Origin of the sequence: Mesorhizobium wenxiniae (genome assembly GCF_002284535.1) — a bacterium.
Taxonomy (GTDB): domain Bacteria; phylum Pseudomonadota; class Alphaproteobacteria; order Rhizobiales; family Rhizobiaceae; genus Mesorhizobium; species Mesorhizobium wenxiniae.
Window position 1 is genome coordinate 66,084 of the sequence record NZ_NPKH01000034.1, and the last position, 17,178, is coordinate 83,261.

Below are 17,178 nucleotides of genomic sequence, written 5' to 3' on the forward strand. Positions count from 1 at the left end.
GGATTCGAAACAGTCCTTTTCCCTTACGTCAGACGATTTTCCAGACGTTCGGGCAGGCGAAATTTGGTGCGGCTCTGCCATCGTTCTCCCGTGGCAGTTCCGAGCCTGTCACGAGCCAGTGTCACGCCATGTGATCCGGCCTGTCAACGAAAACTTGTGGCTTTTTCTGCCTTCTTGCCCGAATCCTTTAGGATTCCTTATGAACTGTGGCCGATTTGCCTTAGAACCGGTCAGCAGCGCAACAACCCGATTGGGCGAACCCAATGATCCATTCGAAGCGGCATGGCGAAATCCTGCGTCTCCTGCAGGAAGAGGGCACCGTCACCATCGCCAGCCTGGCCGACCGGCTGGGCGTCTCGCTGGAGACCGTGCGCCGCGACGTCAAGCCGCTGACCACTGACGGTTCGATCCTGAAGATGCATGGCGCCGTCGGCCTGCCGTCGATGGCCGGCGAGGCGCCATTCGAGCGGCGCATGCGCGAGAATGCCGATGCCAAGCGCGCCATTGCCCGCATGGTTGCCGCAACCATCCGCGACGGCGAATCGATCATGCTCGACACCGGCACCACCACATCTTTCCTAGCCCGCGAGCTGCTCGGCCACCGGCGGTTGACGGTGGTCACCAACTCTTCGGATATCGCCCGCACGCTGGCCACCGTCAACGGCAACAAGGTCTATATGGCCGGTGGCGAACTGCGCAGCGATTCGGGCGCCGCCTTCGGCGTCTCGGCCATCGAATTCGTCAGCCGCTTTTCCGTCAGCCATGCGGTGATCTCCACCGGTGCGGTCGATGCCGTCACGGGCGTGATGGACTATGATCTGGAAGAGGCGGAATTCGCCCGCATGGTGCTGTCGCGTGGCCAGCGCTCGCTCGTCATCACCGACCACACCAAGTTCGGCCGCCAGGGCCTCGTCCAGGTCTGCGGCCTCGACGGTTTTTCCGAACTCGTCACCGATCGTCCGCCGCCGCGCGCCATCGCCTCCGCCCTGGGGCAAGCGGGCGCACGGCTCAGCATTGCCGGTGACGATAGCGGGACCTGACCTGGCCAGAGCAGTAAAGCGGTGAGCCTGAGATCGGCGGCTTTTCTTCCTTGCCGTCCCGGTGTTTAGTTCGGCGATGGCCTTCACAATCCGCCAATTGCAATTCTTCATCGCCGTCGCCGAGCAAGGCACGGTGTCGGGTGCTGCGCAGAATCTGTCCATCTCGCAATCGTCGGTCACCGAGGCGATCAAGGAGCTCGAAGGCGATCTCGGCGTCGAACTGTTCGAGCGCCATCCGCGCGGCCTGAACATCACCCACAAGGGCCATCAGTTCCTGCGCCACGCGACAAAGATACTTGCCGACGTTTCCGACGCGCGCCGCGCCTTCTTCGGCGAGCAAGCGGCGGCGGGCGGCCGGCTGCAACTCGGTGTCACTTCGCTGGTCGCCGGCTATGTGCTGTCGGACCTTCTCGCCCGCTATCGCCGCGCCTATCCGGGCGTTGAGATTTCGGCCATCGAGGACAATGGCGATTACCTCGAACATCTGCTGATCGGCGGCAAGCTCGACATCGCCGTCATGGTCACCTCGAACCTGCGCGACCGCACCGCCCTGCAGTCCGAAATTCTCGAAGTCTCGGCCTATCGGCTATGGCTGCCGCTTGGCCATCCGCTGTCCGGCGCCGACATCATCGGCATTGGCGATATCGCCTCGGAGCCGCTGATCATGCTGACCGTCGACGAGATCGAGGAGAATACCGGAAAACTGCTGGCAGCGATCGGCGCTAAGCCGCACGTCGCCTTCCGCACCCGCTCGGTCGAAGCGGTGCGCAGCCTCGTCGCTACCGGCGCCGGCGTGGCGCTGCTGCCCGACCTCGTCTACCGGCCATGGTCGCTCGAAGGCGACCGCATCGAATCGCGCGATATTTCGGGCTCCTTGCCGGTTGTTCAGGTCGGCACGGTCTGGCGGCGCGGCTCCGGCCTGCCCCAGGCCGCGCGCGACTTCATCGGGCTTGCACAGTCGCAGCGCATGGTCCGTCAGCGGCCGGAGAAGATTGGTCGTTAAATTTATCGGAAAAAACGATATCGCCTTTCTGATAAATGAATTTGCGAAACCGGAAATTTCACAGCACTTTCACAATCAGGGACCAAAGCCGCCGCGAGAGTGCGGCCCCTCAAATGGGAGATCGATGATGAACTCATTCCTGAAGTCGTGCACTGCACTGACGGTCGCGCTGGCCTTCTCCGGCCAGGCGATCGGCCAAGTCAAGGAACTCGGCAAGGGCGAAGGCCAAGTCAACATAGTCGCCTGGCCTGGTTACATCGAACGCGGCGAAACCGACAAGAACTATGATTGGGTCACGTCTTTCGAGAAGAACACAGGCTGCAAGGTCAACATCAAGACCGCCAACACCTCCGACGAGATGGTCGCGCTGATGAATGAGGGCGGCTTCGACCTCGTCACCGCCTCGGGCGACGCTTCGCTGCGCCTCGTCGCCGGCAAGCGGGTCCAGCCGATCAACACCGATCTCATCCCGAGCTGGAGCACGGTCGACGACCGGCTGAAGGATGCGCCATGGTTCACGGTTGGCGGCGTCCACTACGGCGCCCCCTACCAGTGGGGACCGAATGTGCTGATGTACAACACCGAGGTGTTCAAGGAAGCGCCGAAGAGCTGGAACGTCGTCTTCGAGGAGATGACCTTGCCTGACGGCAAGTCGAACAAGGGCCGCGTCCAGGCCTATGACGGGCCGATTCACATCGCCGACGCTGCCAATTATCTGATGTTCCACAAGCCGGAGCTCGGCATCAAGGATCCCTACGAGCTGACCGAGGATCAGTACAAGGCCGCCCTCGATCTGCTGCGCGTCCAACGCACGCTGGTCGGACGCTACTGGCATGACGCTGCCATTCAGGTCGATGACTTCCAGAACGAAGGCGTCGTCGCCTCCGGTTCATGGCCCTATCAGGTCAACACGCTGATTGCCGCCAAGAAGCCCGTCGCTTCGACCATTCCCCAGGAAGGCGTCACCGGCTGGGCCGACACGACCATGTTGGCGGCCGACGCAGCCCACCCGAACTGCGCCTATATGTGGATGGAGCACTCGCTGTCGCCGAAAGTGCAGGGCGATGTCTCCGCCTGGTTCGGTTCGCTCCCGGTGGTGCCGGCTGCCTGCAAGGGCAACGAATTGCTCGGCGACGAAGGCTGCAAGACCAACGGCTACGGCAACTTCGAAAAAATCAAGTTCTGGAAGACGCCGGTGTCGAAGTGCGCCACCCAGGACCAGTGCGTGCCTTACTATCGCTGGGTGTCGGACTATATCGGCGTCATCGGCGGGCGGTGAGTTCGTCACGCTCGTTGTGAGAGCGCAGCCCTGCCCTCACCCTTACCCTCTCCCCGTGAAGAACGGGGAGAGGGGGATCGCGAGCGTTGCGGTTAGCCCCTTCTCCGTCACTATACAGGGAGAAGGTGCCGGCAGCCGGATGAGGGGCAGCGCCGTCGCCTGAATTTGATCAGCCTGGGACAGCCCATGACCTCCGCCGTTTCGTTCGCCAGAGTCTCGCGCCATTTCGGCAGCGTGCGCGCCGTCGACGTGGTCGACCTCGATATCGCGCCGGGCGAGTTCTTCGCCATGCTTGGACCTTCGGGTTCCGGCAAGACGACCTGCCTGCGGTTAATCGCCGGCTTCGAGCAGCCGACATCGGGGTCGATCTCCATTTTCGGCGAACGCGCCGAAGGCGTCCCGCCCTATCGCCGCAACGTCAACACCGTCTTCCAGGACTACGCGCTGTTCCCGCATCTGAACGTGCTCGACAACGTCGCTTACGGCCTGATGGTCAAGGGCGTCGGCAAGCCCGAGCGGCAGAAGGCGGCGGAGGAGGCGCTCTCGCTGGTCCGGCTTCCCGGCTACGGCGCCCGCCGTCCCAGCCAGCTTTCTGGCGGACAGCGCCAGCGCGTCGCGCTCGCCCGCGCGCTGGTCAACCAGCCCAAGGTGCTTCTGCTCGATGAGCCGCTTGGCGCGCTCGACCTCAAACTGCGCGAGAACATGCAGGAGGAGCTGAAGTCGCTGCAGAAGGCGCTCGGCATCACCTTCGTCTTCGTCACCCACGACCAGGGCGAGGCGCTGTCGATGGCCGATCGCGTCGCCGTCTTCAACGACGGCAAGATCATGCAGATCGGCACGCCGGAGGACATCTACCAGCGCCCGAAGACGCGCTTCGTCGCCGATTTCGTCGGCTCGTCCAATGTCCTGCCGCCGGATTTCGTCCAGCGTTATTCCGGCCAGCATCGCTGGGGCAGCCTGCGCCCTGAATCCATTCGCATCGGCCGGGCGGCGAAGGGCGATGGCGTTGCCGCTCGTCTCGTCTCGACCAATTATCTCGGCGCCACGACCAGACTGGCGCTCGACGTCGACGGCTTGCGCCTGCACGCCATCATGCCGGCCGGTGCCGCCTTGCCGAAGGCAGGTGAGGCGGTCGTGCTCACCTTCAACCGCGACCATTTGCATCTTATGGACGAGCCGGCATGATGGCGCTTTCGGCAACTGTCGCTAATAGCCGAGGCAAGGCGGTTCACGGCGACCCCCTCTGTCCTGCCGGACAGTCCGGCAGGACAGAGGGGGGCGCGAAGGAACGCAACCGGTCGACGAAGCCATGACTCTGACCGCTGCCCAGGCAAAACCTGCCCCAGCCCTCCTTCCTCGCGCCCGCGGCTTGCGCGGCGCGCTGTCGGACCTGTTCTGGCGCAGGCCCAAGCTTCTGCTGCTGTTGATGCTGCTGCCGCCGGTGCTGTGGCTCGGCATCGTCTATATCGGCTCGCTGTTCGCACTGCTCTTGCAGAGTTTTTTCTCGATCGACGAATTCTCCGGCCTCGTCAACCGTGAATTCACGCTGAAGACCTATGGCGATCTGCTGCAGGCCGCAAATCTCGACATCATCTTGCGCACGGTGACGATGGCGGCCCTGGTCACGTTCGCCTCCGCGATCGTCGCCTTTCCCATCGCCTATTACGCGGCGCGCTATGCGCGCGGCCGCTGGAAGGCGCTGTTCTATCTCGGCATCATGCTGCCGCTGTGGTCGAGCTATCTGGTCAAGATTTACGCCTGGAAGCTCATCCTCGCCAAGGAAGGCATCCTGACCTGGCTGCTCGCCAAACTGCATCTTCTATGGCTGCTCGATGCCTGGCTGTCGCTGCCGATCGTCGGCGGTAATTCCCTGTCGGTGTCGTCCACCGGCACCTTCATCGTCTTCGTCTACGTCTGGCTGCCCTTCATGATCCTGCCGGTGCAGGCGGCACTCGAGCGCGTGCCCGGCAATCTGGTCGAGGCCTCGTCCGATCTCGGGGCCTCGCCCGGCCAGACCTTCCGCAACGTGCTGTTCCCGCTGGCGCTCCCGGGCATCGTCGCCGGCTCGATCTTCACCTTCTCGCTGACGCTCGGAGATTACATCATCCCGCAGATCATCGGCACCTCGCGGCTGTTCATCGGCCAGGCCGTCTATTCGCAGCAGGGCACCGCCGGCAACATCCCGCTCGCCGCCGCCTTCACCGTGGTGCCCATCGTCATCATGGGCTTCTACCTCTGGGGCGCCAAGCGCATGGGGGCCTTCGATGCGCTCTGATGGCTCACCATCCGCTCCTCTCGGCCTGAAGATCGCCGCTGCCTGCGGCTTGCTGTTCCTGCATCTGCCGATATTCCTGATCTTCATCTATGCCTTCACGACCGAGGAAAGGAGCTTCGTCTGGCCGCCGCCGGGGCTGACGACGCAATGGTTCGCCGTCACCTGGAACCGCCCGGACGTGTGGCAGTCGCTGTCGCTGTCGGTGCGTGTCGCCGCTATCTCGACGCTCGTCGCCCTGGTCCTCGGCACGCTCTGCGCGGCCGCCGTGTCGCGAACACGGTTCTTTGGCCGCGAAACCATCTCGCTGCTGGTCATCCTGCCGATCGCGCTGCCCGGCATCATCACCGGCATCGCGCTGCGTTCAGCGTTTTCGCTGGCCGAGATTCCGTTCTCGTTCTGGACGATCGTGCTCGGCCACGCCACCTTCTGCGTCGTCGTTGTCTACAACAACGCTGTCGCCCGCTTTCGCCGCACCTCCGGCTCGATGATCGAGGCATCGATGGACCTTGGCGCCGACGGCTTCCAGACCTTCCGCCATGTCGTGCTGCCCAACATCGCCACCGCCCTGCTCGCCGGCGGCATGCTTGCCTTCGCGCTGTCGTTTGACGAGGTCATCGTCACCACCTTCACCGCCGGCCAGCAGCAGACGCTGCCGATCTGGATGCTGGAAGAGCTGATCCGTCCGCGCCAGCGCCCGGTCACCAATGTCGTCGCCATGGTCGTCGTGCTGGTGACGCTGCTGCCCATCCTCGTCGCCTATTACCTCACCCGCGACGGCGACCAGATCGCCGGTTCGGGCAAATGACGTCAAGAATCCATAAGGGAGAGACTTCCATGGACACCAAGATGCTGATCGGCTCGAAATTCGAGAAGGGCACCGAAACCGAGGAACCAATCCTCAATCCGAAGACCGGGGCGACCATCCTCAACCTGCCCGAAGCGAGCCAGGCGCAGATCGAGGCAGCGGTGCTGGCGGCCGAAAAGGCCTTCGTCACCTGGTCGCGCACCACACCGGCGCAGCGCTCCGGTTATCTCCTAAAAATCGCCGATCGCGTCGAGGCCGCGGCACAAGATTTCGCTGCCCTCGAGGCGCTCAATTGTGGCAAGCCAATCAATGCCGTGCTCAACGACGAGATCCCGGCGATCGTCGACTGCTACCGCTTCTTTGCCGGCGCTGTCCGCTCGATGCCCGGCCAGGTCGCCGGCGAATACATCCCCGGTCACACTTCGATGGTCCGCCGCGATGCCATCGGCGTCGTCGCCTCGATCGCGCCATGGAACTATCCGCTGATGATGATGGCCTGGAAGCTGGCGCCGGCGATTGCCGGCGGCAACACCGTCGTCTTCAAGCCGTCGGAGCAGACGCCGCTGACCTCGCTGAAGCTGGCGAAGATCCTCGCTGAAATCCTGCCGGAAGGTGTCGTCAACGTTGTGCTCGGCCGCGGCGACAGCGTCGGCAACACGCTGATCAACCACCCGAAAGTCAACATGATTTCGATCACCGGCGACGTCGCCACCGGCAAGAAGGTGCTGCAGGCGGCAGCCAAATCGGTCAAGCGCACGCATCTCGAACTCGGCGGCAAGGCGCCGGTCATCGTCTTAGAAGATGCCGACCTCGGCGCGGTGATCAATGGCCTGCGCGCCTTCGGCTACTACAATGCCGGCCAGGACTGCACTGCCGCCTGCCGCATCTATGCCGGCAAGAAGATCTACGACAAGCTCGTCGCCGACCTTTCCTCCGCCGTCTCGACCATCAAATACAACCGCTCCGACGACACCGAGAACGAGATCGGGCCGCTCATCTCACGTCGCCAGCGCGACCGCGTCTCGAGCTTCGTCGAGCGCGCCTCGGAACTGAAGCACATCGAGATCACCACCGGCGGCAAGCCGGGCGAGGGCTCCGGCTTCTTCTACCAGCCAACCGTCGTCGCCGGCGCGCTGCAGGAAGACGAGATCGTGCGCCGCGAAGTATTCGGGCCGGTTGTCTCCGTTACCCGCTTTTTCGAGGTCGACGAGGCGGTGAACTGGGCCAATGACAGCGACTATGGCCTCGCGTCCTCGGTGTGGACCAAGGATGTCTCGCGCGCCATGGCGACAGCCGCTCGGTTGCAATATGGCTGCACCTGGATCAACACCCATTTTATGCTCACCAATGAGATGCCGCATGGCGGGCTGAAACAGTCCGGCTACGGCAAGGACATGTCACTATATGCCTTGGAAGACTACACGGCCGTCCGCCATGTGATGGTTGCGCACGGGTAGTCTCCCTTCTCCCCGTTGACGGGAGAAGGTGGCCCGAAGGCCGGATGAGGGCCAGCACAAGCCTTTGGCAAGCTGGCGCCACCGCTCATCCGCCTGTCGGCATCTCTCCCGGTCACGGCGAGAAGAACTGCTACTCCACGATGCAATAGATGTTCCATAGGCTGGCCGACAAGACATAGGGCTGCTGCCTCGCGCAGCGCCCCTGCACAGCGTGTGGCACGTGCCGGGCTGTCGAAGCGCGACATCATCAGCTCGCCATGCATACCTGCCGCGCTGCCACCATGGCGCCCGACCAACAGCCGCCATGTTTCCTGAAAGCGTTGGTTGCGCTCGCTCCCCATGCGGTCGCGAGCCGCGCCGTATCATAGATCCGGGTCGCCAGAAGAGCGGCCAGCAAGCGCTCCGCCTCGGCCACGGCGCGCTCGCCGGTCAGGAATTCCTCGATCAGGTCGGCAACCCGTTCCACATCGCCAGTCCAGATCGGATGATCGCGCCCGGGGCCCTTCGACCAGCCGCGCATTCGCGATCTTCCTGGCCAGGAAGCGGCTGGCGTCGGGATCGACCGCGCATCGTTGCGGCGATGGATCAGCAGCGTCGGAGCGCAGATCGCCGCCACCACGCCGCCTACGTCTATCCCGGCATTCATGCGCGCCAGGGCGGCGGCCGCCGTCGGGCTTGTCGGACAGCCGCTCGAAGCGACCCCACCATGCTTCTTTCCGCCCTTCTCGCCCAGCGCCTTCGCAGCCGGGTCTTTGCCATCGTCTAGGAGTTCGTCGGCTTCCTCACCTACGGCAATACGCATGACGCGGACGGCATTGCCGATCACATCAGCGGGGCGTTTCTGGCCTTAGGTCCGGTTGGCATCTTCTATTGCCCAACTATGGATGCCGCCGATCGCGCCGACGTTATCGGATCGGTGTGACGCAGGACGATCCTCCATGCGCCATCCTCCCGCCGGAAGATGGTGGTGGTCCGAAGCGCAATCGGCACCACTGTGTCGGCACCGCCGACTTTGGATTGGAACCGCTCGATCTCGATGATGTATCCCAAGTCCGCCGTCGCGTACTCGGAGATGCGCTCAAAGCCAATGATCTCGCCGTCCCGGTAGTTGGTGGCAGCTCGATTCATCGTCTCAGCCGCTTTTGTCCATCCCTTAGCCGGTGGACCGAACGGGTTCGCGATTATCACGTCGTCGCGACGCGAATAGAGGCTCTTTAGGGGCTCAGGATCGCCCTTCACAAAAGCGCCCAACGCTATATGGTCCTGCTCGATGAATTTCGTTAGGTCGGAGCTCAACATTTCAACGCCCACCAAACTTGGTTACCAAAAAACCAATCATATCGCACATGAATTGCGAGAGCGAGCGGCGCGCAAGACCGCCGGATTCCAAACTGAGACACTACCCGGCCGCGAGAACGCCGAAAGCGCTTCAACAGACGGCTGTAGCCTCGTCTTCCAAATGCAGGTCGAGGTTTGAGATGAAGCCCGGTACGAAGACGAGATCGAACGAGCCTTGGCCGACCACCTGATAGGCGATCCGCACGTCGCCGCTAAGGGCATATCGAGTTTCGATCGGCCTCACGCAAATGTCCCGCCCGGCCAGACGATTTCTTGTCGCCAACCATAGCAGAGGCGTACCGTTTGCGGCAGCCAAACTTTAGAGAGTTGGAATATAAGACCTTTGGCGACCGGGAGGCTGTTGTCGGACTATTTCTGCGGAGCGGCGCGCTCGGCCTGCGCAGGCCCACGCCCGGTGTAGCCGATGCTCGTATCGGCCTGTTCTGCGGTCTTGGGCCGCTTGATCTTGGCGGAAGCAGCCACAACGAGTTCGTTGAAGCCTTCACCGCCGTCGTCCAGCATCTCGAATAGCTGCCGCCGCATCCTCGGCTCCCAGAACTTGTTGATGTGCTCGGCAACGCCGGCAATGCCTTCCTCGCGCGGCTTGGAATGGAAGAAATCGGCGATCTGGTTGGCCATGCGCACCAGCTTTTCCCCGGTGCTCATGATGTGTTCTTCGTCATGCGACATGCTTGGCAACTCCGCAAACCACCCGGTCAGGGTGGGTGAAAATATCGAAATCATCGCCGCGCACCAGCGCCACCAGCGTCATTCCGGCGGTCTCGGCCGTGCGGATGGCAAGGGCGGTCGGCGCCGAAACGGCGATGATGATGGCAGCACCGATGGCGGCCGTCTTCTGCACCATCTCCACCGACACACGCGACGTCACCACGACCGCGCCCGACGCACCTGAGATACCGGCTTTCGCCAGCGCACCGGCGAGTTTGTCCAGGGCGTTGTGGCGGCCGACATCCTCGCGCGCCATGACGATGCCCTTGCCGGGCACGTAGAAGCCGGCGGCATGTACCGCTCCGGTCTCCGTGTGCAGCGGCTGCACTTTCGACAAGAGCTTGACCGAGCGGGTGATGTCCTCCACACCAAGCGTAAGCTTGGACGAACCGACCGCATCGACCGAGCGCATCGCTTCCTCGATCGACTCGATACCGCATAGCCCACAGCCGACGGGGCCGGCGAGCCGTCTGCGCCGCGCCTGGAAGCGCGTGTTGGCCCGGTCCTTCAACCGGATCTGGATGTCGATCCCGGCGCCGAGATACTCGACCTCGATCGCCTCGATCTCTTCTGGCGCAGCGATAATGCCCTCGGTGAGCGAGAAGCCGAGCGCGAAATCTTCGAAGTCGGCCGGGCTCGCCATCATCACCGCATGCGTGGTGCCGGCAAAGGAGAACGCCACCGGCGTCTCCTTCGGCACCATGCGGTTGGCGGCGGTGGTGCCGCCGGCGCGGTGTGCCAGCCGCGATATCTGCGTCGTTGCTTTGCGGCGCACGGCCAAGACTACTCCGCCGCTTCCAGCGGGGCGATGCGCCGGCTCTGGCGGGCCTGCTCGTTATAGTCCCTCTGCCACTCGGTCGGGCCATTGGACGGCGCCACCTGTACGGCGGTGACCTTGTATTCCGGACAGTTGGTCGCCCAGTCCGAGAAGTCGGTGGTGATGACATTCGCCTGCGTGTCGGGGTGATGGAAGGTCGTATAGACGACGCCCGGCGACACCCGGTCGGTGATCAGCGCGCGCAGCGTCGTCTCGCCGGAACGGCTCGCCAGCCGCACCCAGTCGCCTTCGCGGATGCCGCGGTTCTCGGCGTCGTGCGCATGGATCTCCAGCCGGTCCTCGGCGTGCCACATTATATTCTCGGTGCGCCTCGTCTGGGCGCCGACATTGTACTGCGACAGGATCCGGCCCGTAGTGAGCAGCAGCGGATAACGCGGCCCGGTCCTTTCATCCGTCGCCACATATTCGGTGCGGATGAACTTACCCTTGCCGCGCACGAAACCATCGACATGCATGATCGGGGTGCCGAGCGGCGCCTTCTCATTGCAGGGCCACTGCACCGATCCGACACGGTCGAGCAGCTCGAAGGAGACGTTGGCGAAGCTTGGCGTCGTCTTGGCGATTTCGTCCATGATCTCGGAAGGATGCTGGTAGTTCCAGTCCAGCCCGATCGCGCGGGCAAGCTCCTGCGTCGCCTCCCAGTCGGCGTAGCGCGCCTTTGGCTCCAGAACCTTGCGCACCATGTTGATGCGGCGCTCGGCATTGGTGAAGCTGCCGTCCTTCTCGAGGAAGGTCGAGCCCGGCAGGAACACATGTGCGTAGTTCGCGGTCTCGTTGAGGAAGAGATCGTGCACGACGACGCATTCCATCGCCGCAAGACCGCCCGCGACATGCTTGGTATCAGGGTCGGACTGCAGAATGTCCTCGCCCTGGATGTAGATGCCCTTGAAGCTACCGTCGACGGCGGCGTCCAGCATGTTGGGGATGCGCAGGCCGGGCTCGTCGTCGAGTTTCACGCCCCAAAGGCTCTCATAGATGTCGCGCACGGCTTCGCCGGAGATGTGGCGATAGCCCGGCAGCTCATGCGGGAAGGAACCCATGTCGCATGAGCCCTGCACATTGTTCTGGCCGCGCAGCGGGTTCACGCCGACGCCCGGCCGGCCGATATTGCCTGTGGCCATGGCGAGGTTGGCGATCGCCATCACCGTGGTCGAACCCTGGCTGTGTTCTGTCACACCGAGGCCGTAATAGATCGCGCCATTGCCGCCGGTGGCATAGAGACGTGCCGCACCACGGATCAGCTCGGGATCGACGCCGGACAATCTGCCGACGGTTTCTGGGCTGTTTTCCGGCAAGGCGACGAAAGAAGCCCAGTCCTGGAATTCCGCCCAATCGCAGCGTTCGCGGATGAAGGCTTCGTCGAAAAGACCTTCGGCAACGATGACATGCGCCAGCGCTGTCAGCACTGCCACATTGGTGCCGGGCTTCAGAGGCAGGTGATAGGCCGCTTCGATATGTGCCGACTTGACCATCTCGGTGCGACGCGGATCGAGCACGATCAGCTTGGCGCCCTGGCGCAGCCGCTTCTTCAGCCGCGAGGCGAACACTGGATGGGCGGAAGCGGGATTGGCGCCGATGATGACGGCGACGTCAGTGTAATCGACGGAGTCGAAATCCTGCGTGCCGGCCGAGGTGCCATAGGTCTGGCCGAGCCCGTAGCCGGTTGGCGAATGGCAGACGCGCGCGCAGGTATCGACATTGTTGTTGCGGAAGCCTTGCCGCACCAGCTTCTGGACGAGATAGGTTTCCTCGTTCGTGCAACGCGAGGAGGTGATACCGCCGATCGCGGTGCGTCCATACTGGTACTGGATACGGCGGAATTCCTTGGCCGTATGGGCGATCGCCTCTTCCCAACTCACCTCCCGCCAGGGGTCGGTAATCTTTTCCCGGATCATCGGTGACAGGATGCGATCCTTGTGGGTCGCATAGCCGTAAGCGAAACGGCCCTTCACGCAGGAATGTCCGTGGTTCGCCTTGCCCTCCTTGTAGGGCATCATGCGAATGACCTCGTCGCCCTTGACCTCGGCCTTGAACGAGCAGCCGACGCCGCAATAGGCGCAGGTGGTGACGGCCGAGCGCTCCGGCAGGCCCTTGGCAAGGACTGTTTTCTCGCGCAGCGCATCGGTCGGGCAGGCCTGCACGCAGGCGCCGCAGGATACGCATTCGGAAGCGATGAAATCCTCGTGCATGCCGGCGACCATGCGTGATTCGAAGCCGCGGCCCTCAATGGTCAACGCGAAGGTGCCCTGCACCTCCTCGCAGGCCCGCACGCAACGCGAGCAGACGATGCATTGCGCGGGATCATAGGTGAAATAAGGATTGGATTCATCGCGGGCGATGTAGTCAACAGCCAGCGAACCATGGCCGGGCGCTACGCCGTTCTCCTGCTTGACGTGGTTGCGGCCGTCAACGCCATAGCGGTTCTCGGTCAGACCGACCGTGTTGGCGACCTTGTCGAACTCGCTGGCGCCCGTGCCGGCCTTCTCGTTCCAGCCGGTCGGGTGGTCGGAGACATAGAGTTCCATCACGCCGCGGCGGATGGCGTTGAGGCGGTCGGTTTGCGTGTGCACGACCATGCCTTCGCCGACCGGCGTCGTGCAAGAGGCCGGCGTACCGCCGCGTCCATCGATCTCGACGAGGCAGACCCGGCAGGAGCCGAACGAGTCCAGCATGTCGGTCGCGCAGAGTTTGGGGATTTCGACGCCCGCTTCCATCGAAGCGCGCATGATCGAGGTCCCCGCCGGCACGGTCACCGCCTTGCCGTCGACCGTCAGCGTCACCTGCTGTTCCGCTTCCGAAGCGGGCGTGCCGTAGTCGATTTCCTGGACCAGCGATTTGATGTCGAATGCCGCGTTCATACCTGTCCGCTCCTATTCCGCTGCTTCGGCGACCGGCGTCGGCCGAAAGTCGTCGGGGAAATGGTTAAGTGCACTCATCACCGGATAAGGGGTGAAGCCGCCCAGAGCGCAAAGCGAGCCGAACTTCATCGTGTTGCAAAGGTCGGTGACCAGCGCGATCTGCTTCTCGGGTTCGATGTTCTGGGCGAGCCGGTCCAGCACCTCGACGCCGCGCGTCGAGCCGATGCGGCAGGGCGTGCACTTGCCGCAGCTTTCGATGCTGCAGAATTCCATGGCGAAGCGCGCCTGCTTCAGCATGTCGGCGCTGTCGTCGAACACGACGATGCCGGCATGGCCGATCAGTCCATCCTTGGCGGCGAACGCTTCGTAGTCGAACGGCGTATCGAACAGCGCGCGCGGGAAATAGGCGCCGAGCGGGCCGCCGACCTGCACGGCCTTGACCGGACATCCTGTCGCGGTGCCGCCGCCGATATCATCAACGATCTCGCCCAGCGTCATGCCGAACGCAGCCTCATAGAGACCGGGATATTTGACGTTGCCGGCGATCTGGATCGGGATGGTGCCGCGCGAACGGCCCATGCCGAAATCCTTGTAGAAGGCTGCGCCCTTATCCATGATGACAGGCACCGAAGCCAGCGAGATGACGTTGTTGATCACCGTCGGCTTGCCGAACAGGCCCTTGTGCGCCGGCAGCGGCGGTTTGGGTCGCACCTGCCCGCGCTTGCCTTCGAGGCTGTCGAGCAGCGAGGTCTCCTCGCCGCAGACATAGGCGCCGGCACCGACACGGACTTCCATGTCGAAGGTATTTGGAGAACCCAGCACGTTGAGGCCGAGCAGGCCGGCCTTGCGGGCGATCTCGACGGCTTTCTGCATGACCGCTACCGCGTGCGGATATTCCGAGCGGATATAGATGAAACCCTTGGTAGCGCCCGTCGCGATGCCGGCAATGGTCATGCCTTCGATCAGCACGAACGGGTCGCCTTCCATGATCATGCGGTCGGCGAATGTGCCCGAATCACCCTCGTCGGCATTGCAGACGATGTATTTGCGGTCGGCCGTGGTATCGAGCACCGTCTTCCATTTGATGCCGGTCGGGAAGCCGGCGCCGCCACGTCCGCGCAGGCCGGACTCGGTCACTTGGCTGACGACATCGGCCGGCGTCATGGCCACCGCGTTTTGCAGGCCCTTCAGCCCGCCATGCGCCTTGTAATTGTCGAGCGACAACGGATCTGTGACGCCGCAACGCGCGAAAGTCAGCCGCGTCTGCTTGGCCAGGAACGGAATCTTGTCGGGTGCGCCCAGCCAGCGCTTGTGGTAGCCGCCGGTGAGGAAACCGCTGTCGAACAGGCTTTTGACGTCGGAAGGCTTCACCGGCCCGTACGCGATGCGGCCCTTGTCTGTCGCCACTTCGACCATCGGCTCGAGGAAATAGGCGCCACGCGAACCATTGCGCACGATCTTGGCCTCAATGCCGCGATCGGCCAGTTCCGCACGAACCGCCTTGGCGACCTTCTCCGCACCGAGCGCCAGTGCGCCGGAATCGCCGGGAATGTAGATGCGCGGGATCATGAACGTACCTCGGCAATGATCTCGTCGAGTTTTTCGTCATTGAGCCGGCCGATCACCTCGCCGTCCAGCATCGCCGATGGCGCACAGGCGCAAAGGCCGAGGCAATAGACTGGTTCCAGCGTCACCGAACCGTCGCGGGCCGTCTCGTGGAAGCCGATGCCCAGCAATTGCTTGAGTTTGGCGGCGATCAAGTCCGAGCCCATCGATTGACAGGCTTCCGCCTGGCAAAGCTTCAGCACATGCCGCCCGGCCGGGTGGCGGCGGTAGTCATGATAAAAGGTAACGACGCCGTGCACCTCCGCCTTGGAGATGTTCAACGCCTCGGCGATTACCGGCAGCGCGTCCTGCGGCACATGACCGAACTCTTCCTGGATGCCGTGGAGGATCGGCAACAGCGGGCCTTCGAGGCCCTTCAGCTCCTGGACGATCACCGCCGTGCGCAACGCGATCTCGGTACTTGCAGGCTGCATTGTCATGCAGCGCCCTCCCTGGTCGTAGTAATCTTCCGCTAAGTGGTTAAAAAATCAGAGGAAACCCACCAAATCAATAAAGCTGATCCGTTGCTCGATAGACATCTTCTATCGATGCCGTTCAGCCTGCAATCTCTAGCTCAGTGGCGGGCGCGGAAATCGTCCGCCAACGCCATCGCCTCGTCCAGCAGCGCCGAGACCAGCGGCGTGTGCGGCTCGCGCGGCGTCGCCACCAGCCCGACGGTGTGGCTGGCATCCGGCTCGACAATCGGAATGGCCCGGATCGGCTCGGAAAAGCCGAATGTTTCCGATAGGTTGAGCGGCATGATCGACGACCATTTGCCGGTACGGATATGGGAGAACAGCACGATCATCGAATTGGATTCGAGCGTCGGCCGCACCTGCGTGCCGGCTTCGGCCAAATGCTGGTCGATGATGCGGCGGTTCTGCATGTCGGGCGTCAGCAGGCAGAGCGGCAGCTGGCTGAGCTCCCCCCATGTCACTTTGTCGCGGTCGGAATAGGGGTTTCCGACCGCGGTGATCAGCTGATAGCGCTCGTCATAGAGCGGCACGCTGGTCACCCGCCCCAGCGGCTCGTTGTCGAGATAGGTGATGCCGGCGTCGATGTCGAAATTGCCGAGCAGCGACAGCACCTCGATCGAGGTGCGCGACAGAACCGAGAAGGTGACGCCGGGATGTTTTGCCCGAAAGGGTGTCGTCAGCCGCGCCACCATGGCCAGCGCCGTCGGGATGGCGGCGATGCGGATGCGCCCCGAGAGGCCGTGACGCGCCGCCCGCATCTCCTCGCGCATGGTCCTGCTATCGCCGACGATGCGGCGCGCCCACACCAGCACCTGCTCTCCCTCCGGCGTCAGCCCCTGAAAGCGCGATCCGCGTAATACCAGCATCACGCCGAGCTGGCCCTCCAGCTGCTTGATGCCGGCCGAAAGCGTCGGCTGCGTGACGCCGCACACCTCCGCCGCCCGGCCGAAATGCTCTTCCCTGGCCAGCGCGATGAAGAATTCCAGCTTGTCGATCATGAGCGGACGCTACCCGGCCATGTGAGGTTACGCCAGATGCATGCTGCTTTTGCTTGGCGAATCCTCGTGCGGCCGAAGCCGCCGTCCAAGCCTAACGGTCGACCAGGTTCAGAATGTTGCCGTCAGGATCCTTGAACCATGCGACCTTCATGCCGTAGCCGACATGGATGTCGCCTTCCAGCTTCAGGTCCGGCATCTCGTAGTGCTCGAAGACAACGCCCTTCGATTTCAGCGCCTTGACGACGGTGTCGATCTCGTCGCCGACCATCCAGGTCACCGCCGTCGCCTTGTTGGTTCCGGCGAACTTCGAGCGATACACATTGATGCTGGTGTCGCCGCATTTGTAGACGATCAGTTCGCCACCCTCGTTGTGAACCTCCGTCAGCCCCAGAACGTCTTCATAGAAGGCCTTGGCCTTGGCCAGGTCCTTCACCGCGAGATTGGCCGTTGCGTTGCTGTTTGCGAGCATGATTGGTC

Annotated in this window: 17 protein-coding genes; 7 read left to right on the forward strand and 10 right to left on the reverse strand. The window is 63.2% G+C overall.

The genetic code is table 11. From position 1 onward, the window contains the following. Nucleotides 1-263: 263 nt before the first annotated feature. The 7 genes from CIT31_RS26700 (at nucleotide 264) to CIT31_RS26730 (ending at nucleotide 7,859) form a co-directional block, all read left to right on the forward strand. Nucleotides 264-1,040, forward strand: coding sequence for a DeoR/GlpR family DNA-binding transcription regulator (locus CIT31_RS26700; protein ID WP_065005987.1), 777 nt, complete (start codon nucleotides 264-266; stop codon nucleotides 1,038-1,040). 76 nt (nucleotides 1,041-1,116) lie between these two features. Continuing rightward, complete coding sequence (locus CIT31_RS26705; RefSeq protein WP_065005986.1) at nucleotides 1,117-2,043, forward strand: LysR family transcriptional regulator; 927 nt, start codon at nucleotides 1,117-1,119, stop codon at nucleotides 2,041-2,043. Between the two features lie 127 nt (nucleotides 2,044-2,170). Next, entirely contained in the window at nucleotides 2,171-3,322 is a 1,152-nt protein-coding gene (locus tag CIT31_RS26710) for an ABC transporter substrate-binding protein (protein ID WP_029347787.1), read from the forward strand. 186 nt (nucleotides 3,323-3,508) lie between these two features. After that, on the forward strand, nucleotides 3,509-4,507 hold the full coding sequence (locus CIT31_RS26715) for an ABC transporter ATP-binding protein (RefSeq protein ID WP_095521064.1): 999 nt from the start codon (nucleotides 3,509-3,511) through the stop codon (nucleotides 4,505-4,507). A 124-nt stretch (nucleotides 4,508-4,631) separates the two neighbouring features. Then, the gene (locus CIT31_RS26720) at nucleotides 4,632-5,597 is read left to right on the forward strand and encodes an ABC transporter permease (RefSeq protein WP_095521065.1); all 966 of its coding nucleotides are present in this window, start codon (nucleotides 4,632-4,634) and stop codon (nucleotides 5,595-5,597) included. Continuing rightward, a complete protein-coding gene (locus CIT31_RS26725; RefSeq protein WP_065005983.1) occupies nucleotides 5,587-6,402 on the forward strand; it encodes an ABC transporter permease in 816 nt (271 codons plus the stop codon). The genes CIT31_RS26720 and CIT31_RS26725 overlap by 11 nt, the downstream gene beginning before the upstream one ends. Before the next feature lie 29 nt (nucleotides 6,403-6,431). Next, complete coding sequence (locus tag CIT31_RS26730) at nucleotides 6,432-7,859, forward strand: gamma-aminobutyraldehyde dehydrogenase (protein WP_095521066.1); 1,428 nt, start codon at nucleotides 6,432-6,434, stop codon at nucleotides 7,857-7,859. Nucleotides 7,860-8,106: 247 nt separating this feature from the next. Here CIT31_RS26730 and CIT31_RS26735 read toward each other — a convergent pair whose 3' ends face one another. The 10 genes from CIT31_RS26735 to CIT31_RS26785 form a co-directional block, all read right to left on the reverse strand. Continuing rightward, nucleotides 8,107-8,661 (reverse strand): hypothetical protein, encoded by a 555-nt coding sequence (locus CIT31_RS26735; RefSeq protein WP_245316478.1) that lies wholly within the window; start codon nucleotides 8,659-8,661, stop codon nucleotides 8,107-8,109. Nucleotides 8,662-8,726: 65 nt separating this feature from the next. Next, a complete protein-coding gene (locus CIT31_RS26745) occupies nucleotides 8,727-9,170 on the reverse strand; it encodes a YybH family protein (protein ID WP_245316484.1) in 444 nt (147 codons plus the stop codon). A 118-nt stretch (nucleotides 9,171-9,288) separates the two neighbouring features. After that, the gene (locus CIT31_RS26750) at nucleotides 9,289-9,441 is read right to left on the reverse strand and encodes a hypothetical protein (RefSeq protein ID WP_245316479.1); all 153 of its coding nucleotides are present in this window, start codon (nucleotides 9,439-9,441) and stop codon (nucleotides 9,289-9,291) included. Between the two features lie 125 nt (nucleotides 9,442-9,566). Then, nucleotides 9,567-9,887: a formate dehydrogenase subunit delta gene (locus tag CIT31_RS26755; RefSeq protein WP_095521068.1), complete on the reverse strand. Its 321-nt coding sequence runs from the start codon at nucleotides 9,885-9,887 to the stop codon at nucleotides 9,567-9,569. Then, nucleotides 9,877-10,707: a formate dehydrogenase accessory sulfurtransferase FdhD gene (gene fdhD / locus CIT31_RS26760; RefSeq protein WP_029357058.1), complete on the reverse strand. Its 831-nt coding sequence runs from the start codon at nucleotides 10,705-10,707 to the stop codon at nucleotides 9,877-9,879. Before fdhD ends, CIT31_RS26755 begins: the two co-directional genes overlap by 11 nt. 2 nt (nucleotides 10,708-10,709) lie before the next feature. Then, nucleotides 10,710-13,622 (reverse strand): formate dehydrogenase subunit alpha, encoded by a 2,913-nt coding sequence (gene fdhF, locus CIT31_RS26765; RefSeq protein WP_095521069.1) that lies wholly within the window; start codon nucleotides 13,620-13,622, stop codon nucleotides 10,710-10,712. Nucleotides 13,623-13,634: 12 nt separating this feature from the next. After that, on the reverse strand, nucleotides 13,635-15,191 hold the full coding sequence (locus CIT31_RS26770; RefSeq protein WP_095521070.1) for a formate dehydrogenase beta subunit: 1,557 nt from the start codon (nucleotides 15,189-15,191) through the stop codon (nucleotides 13,635-13,637). Then, the gene (locus CIT31_RS26775) at nucleotides 15,188-15,667 is read right to left on the reverse strand and encodes a formate dehydrogenase subunit gamma (protein ID WP_095521071.1); all 480 of its coding nucleotides are present in this window, start codon (nucleotides 15,665-15,667) and stop codon (nucleotides 15,188-15,190) included. The genes CIT31_RS26770 and CIT31_RS26775 overlap by 4 nt, the downstream gene beginning before the upstream one ends. Before the next feature lie 134 nt (nucleotides 15,668-15,801). Next, nucleotides 15,802-16,701 carry a LysR family transcriptional regulator gene (locus CIT31_RS26780; protein ID WP_095521072.1) on the reverse strand — a complete coding sequence of 300 codons (900 nt, stop codon included), beginning with the start codon at nucleotides 16,699-16,701 and terminating at the stop codon, nucleotides 15,802-15,804. Nucleotides 16,702-16,792: 91 nt separating this feature from the next. Beyond that, entirely contained in the window at nucleotides 16,793-17,170 is a 378-nt protein-coding gene (locus tag CIT31_RS26785) for a VOC family protein (protein ID WP_065006140.1), read from the reverse strand. Nucleotides 17,171-17,178: the final 8 nt, after the last annotated feature.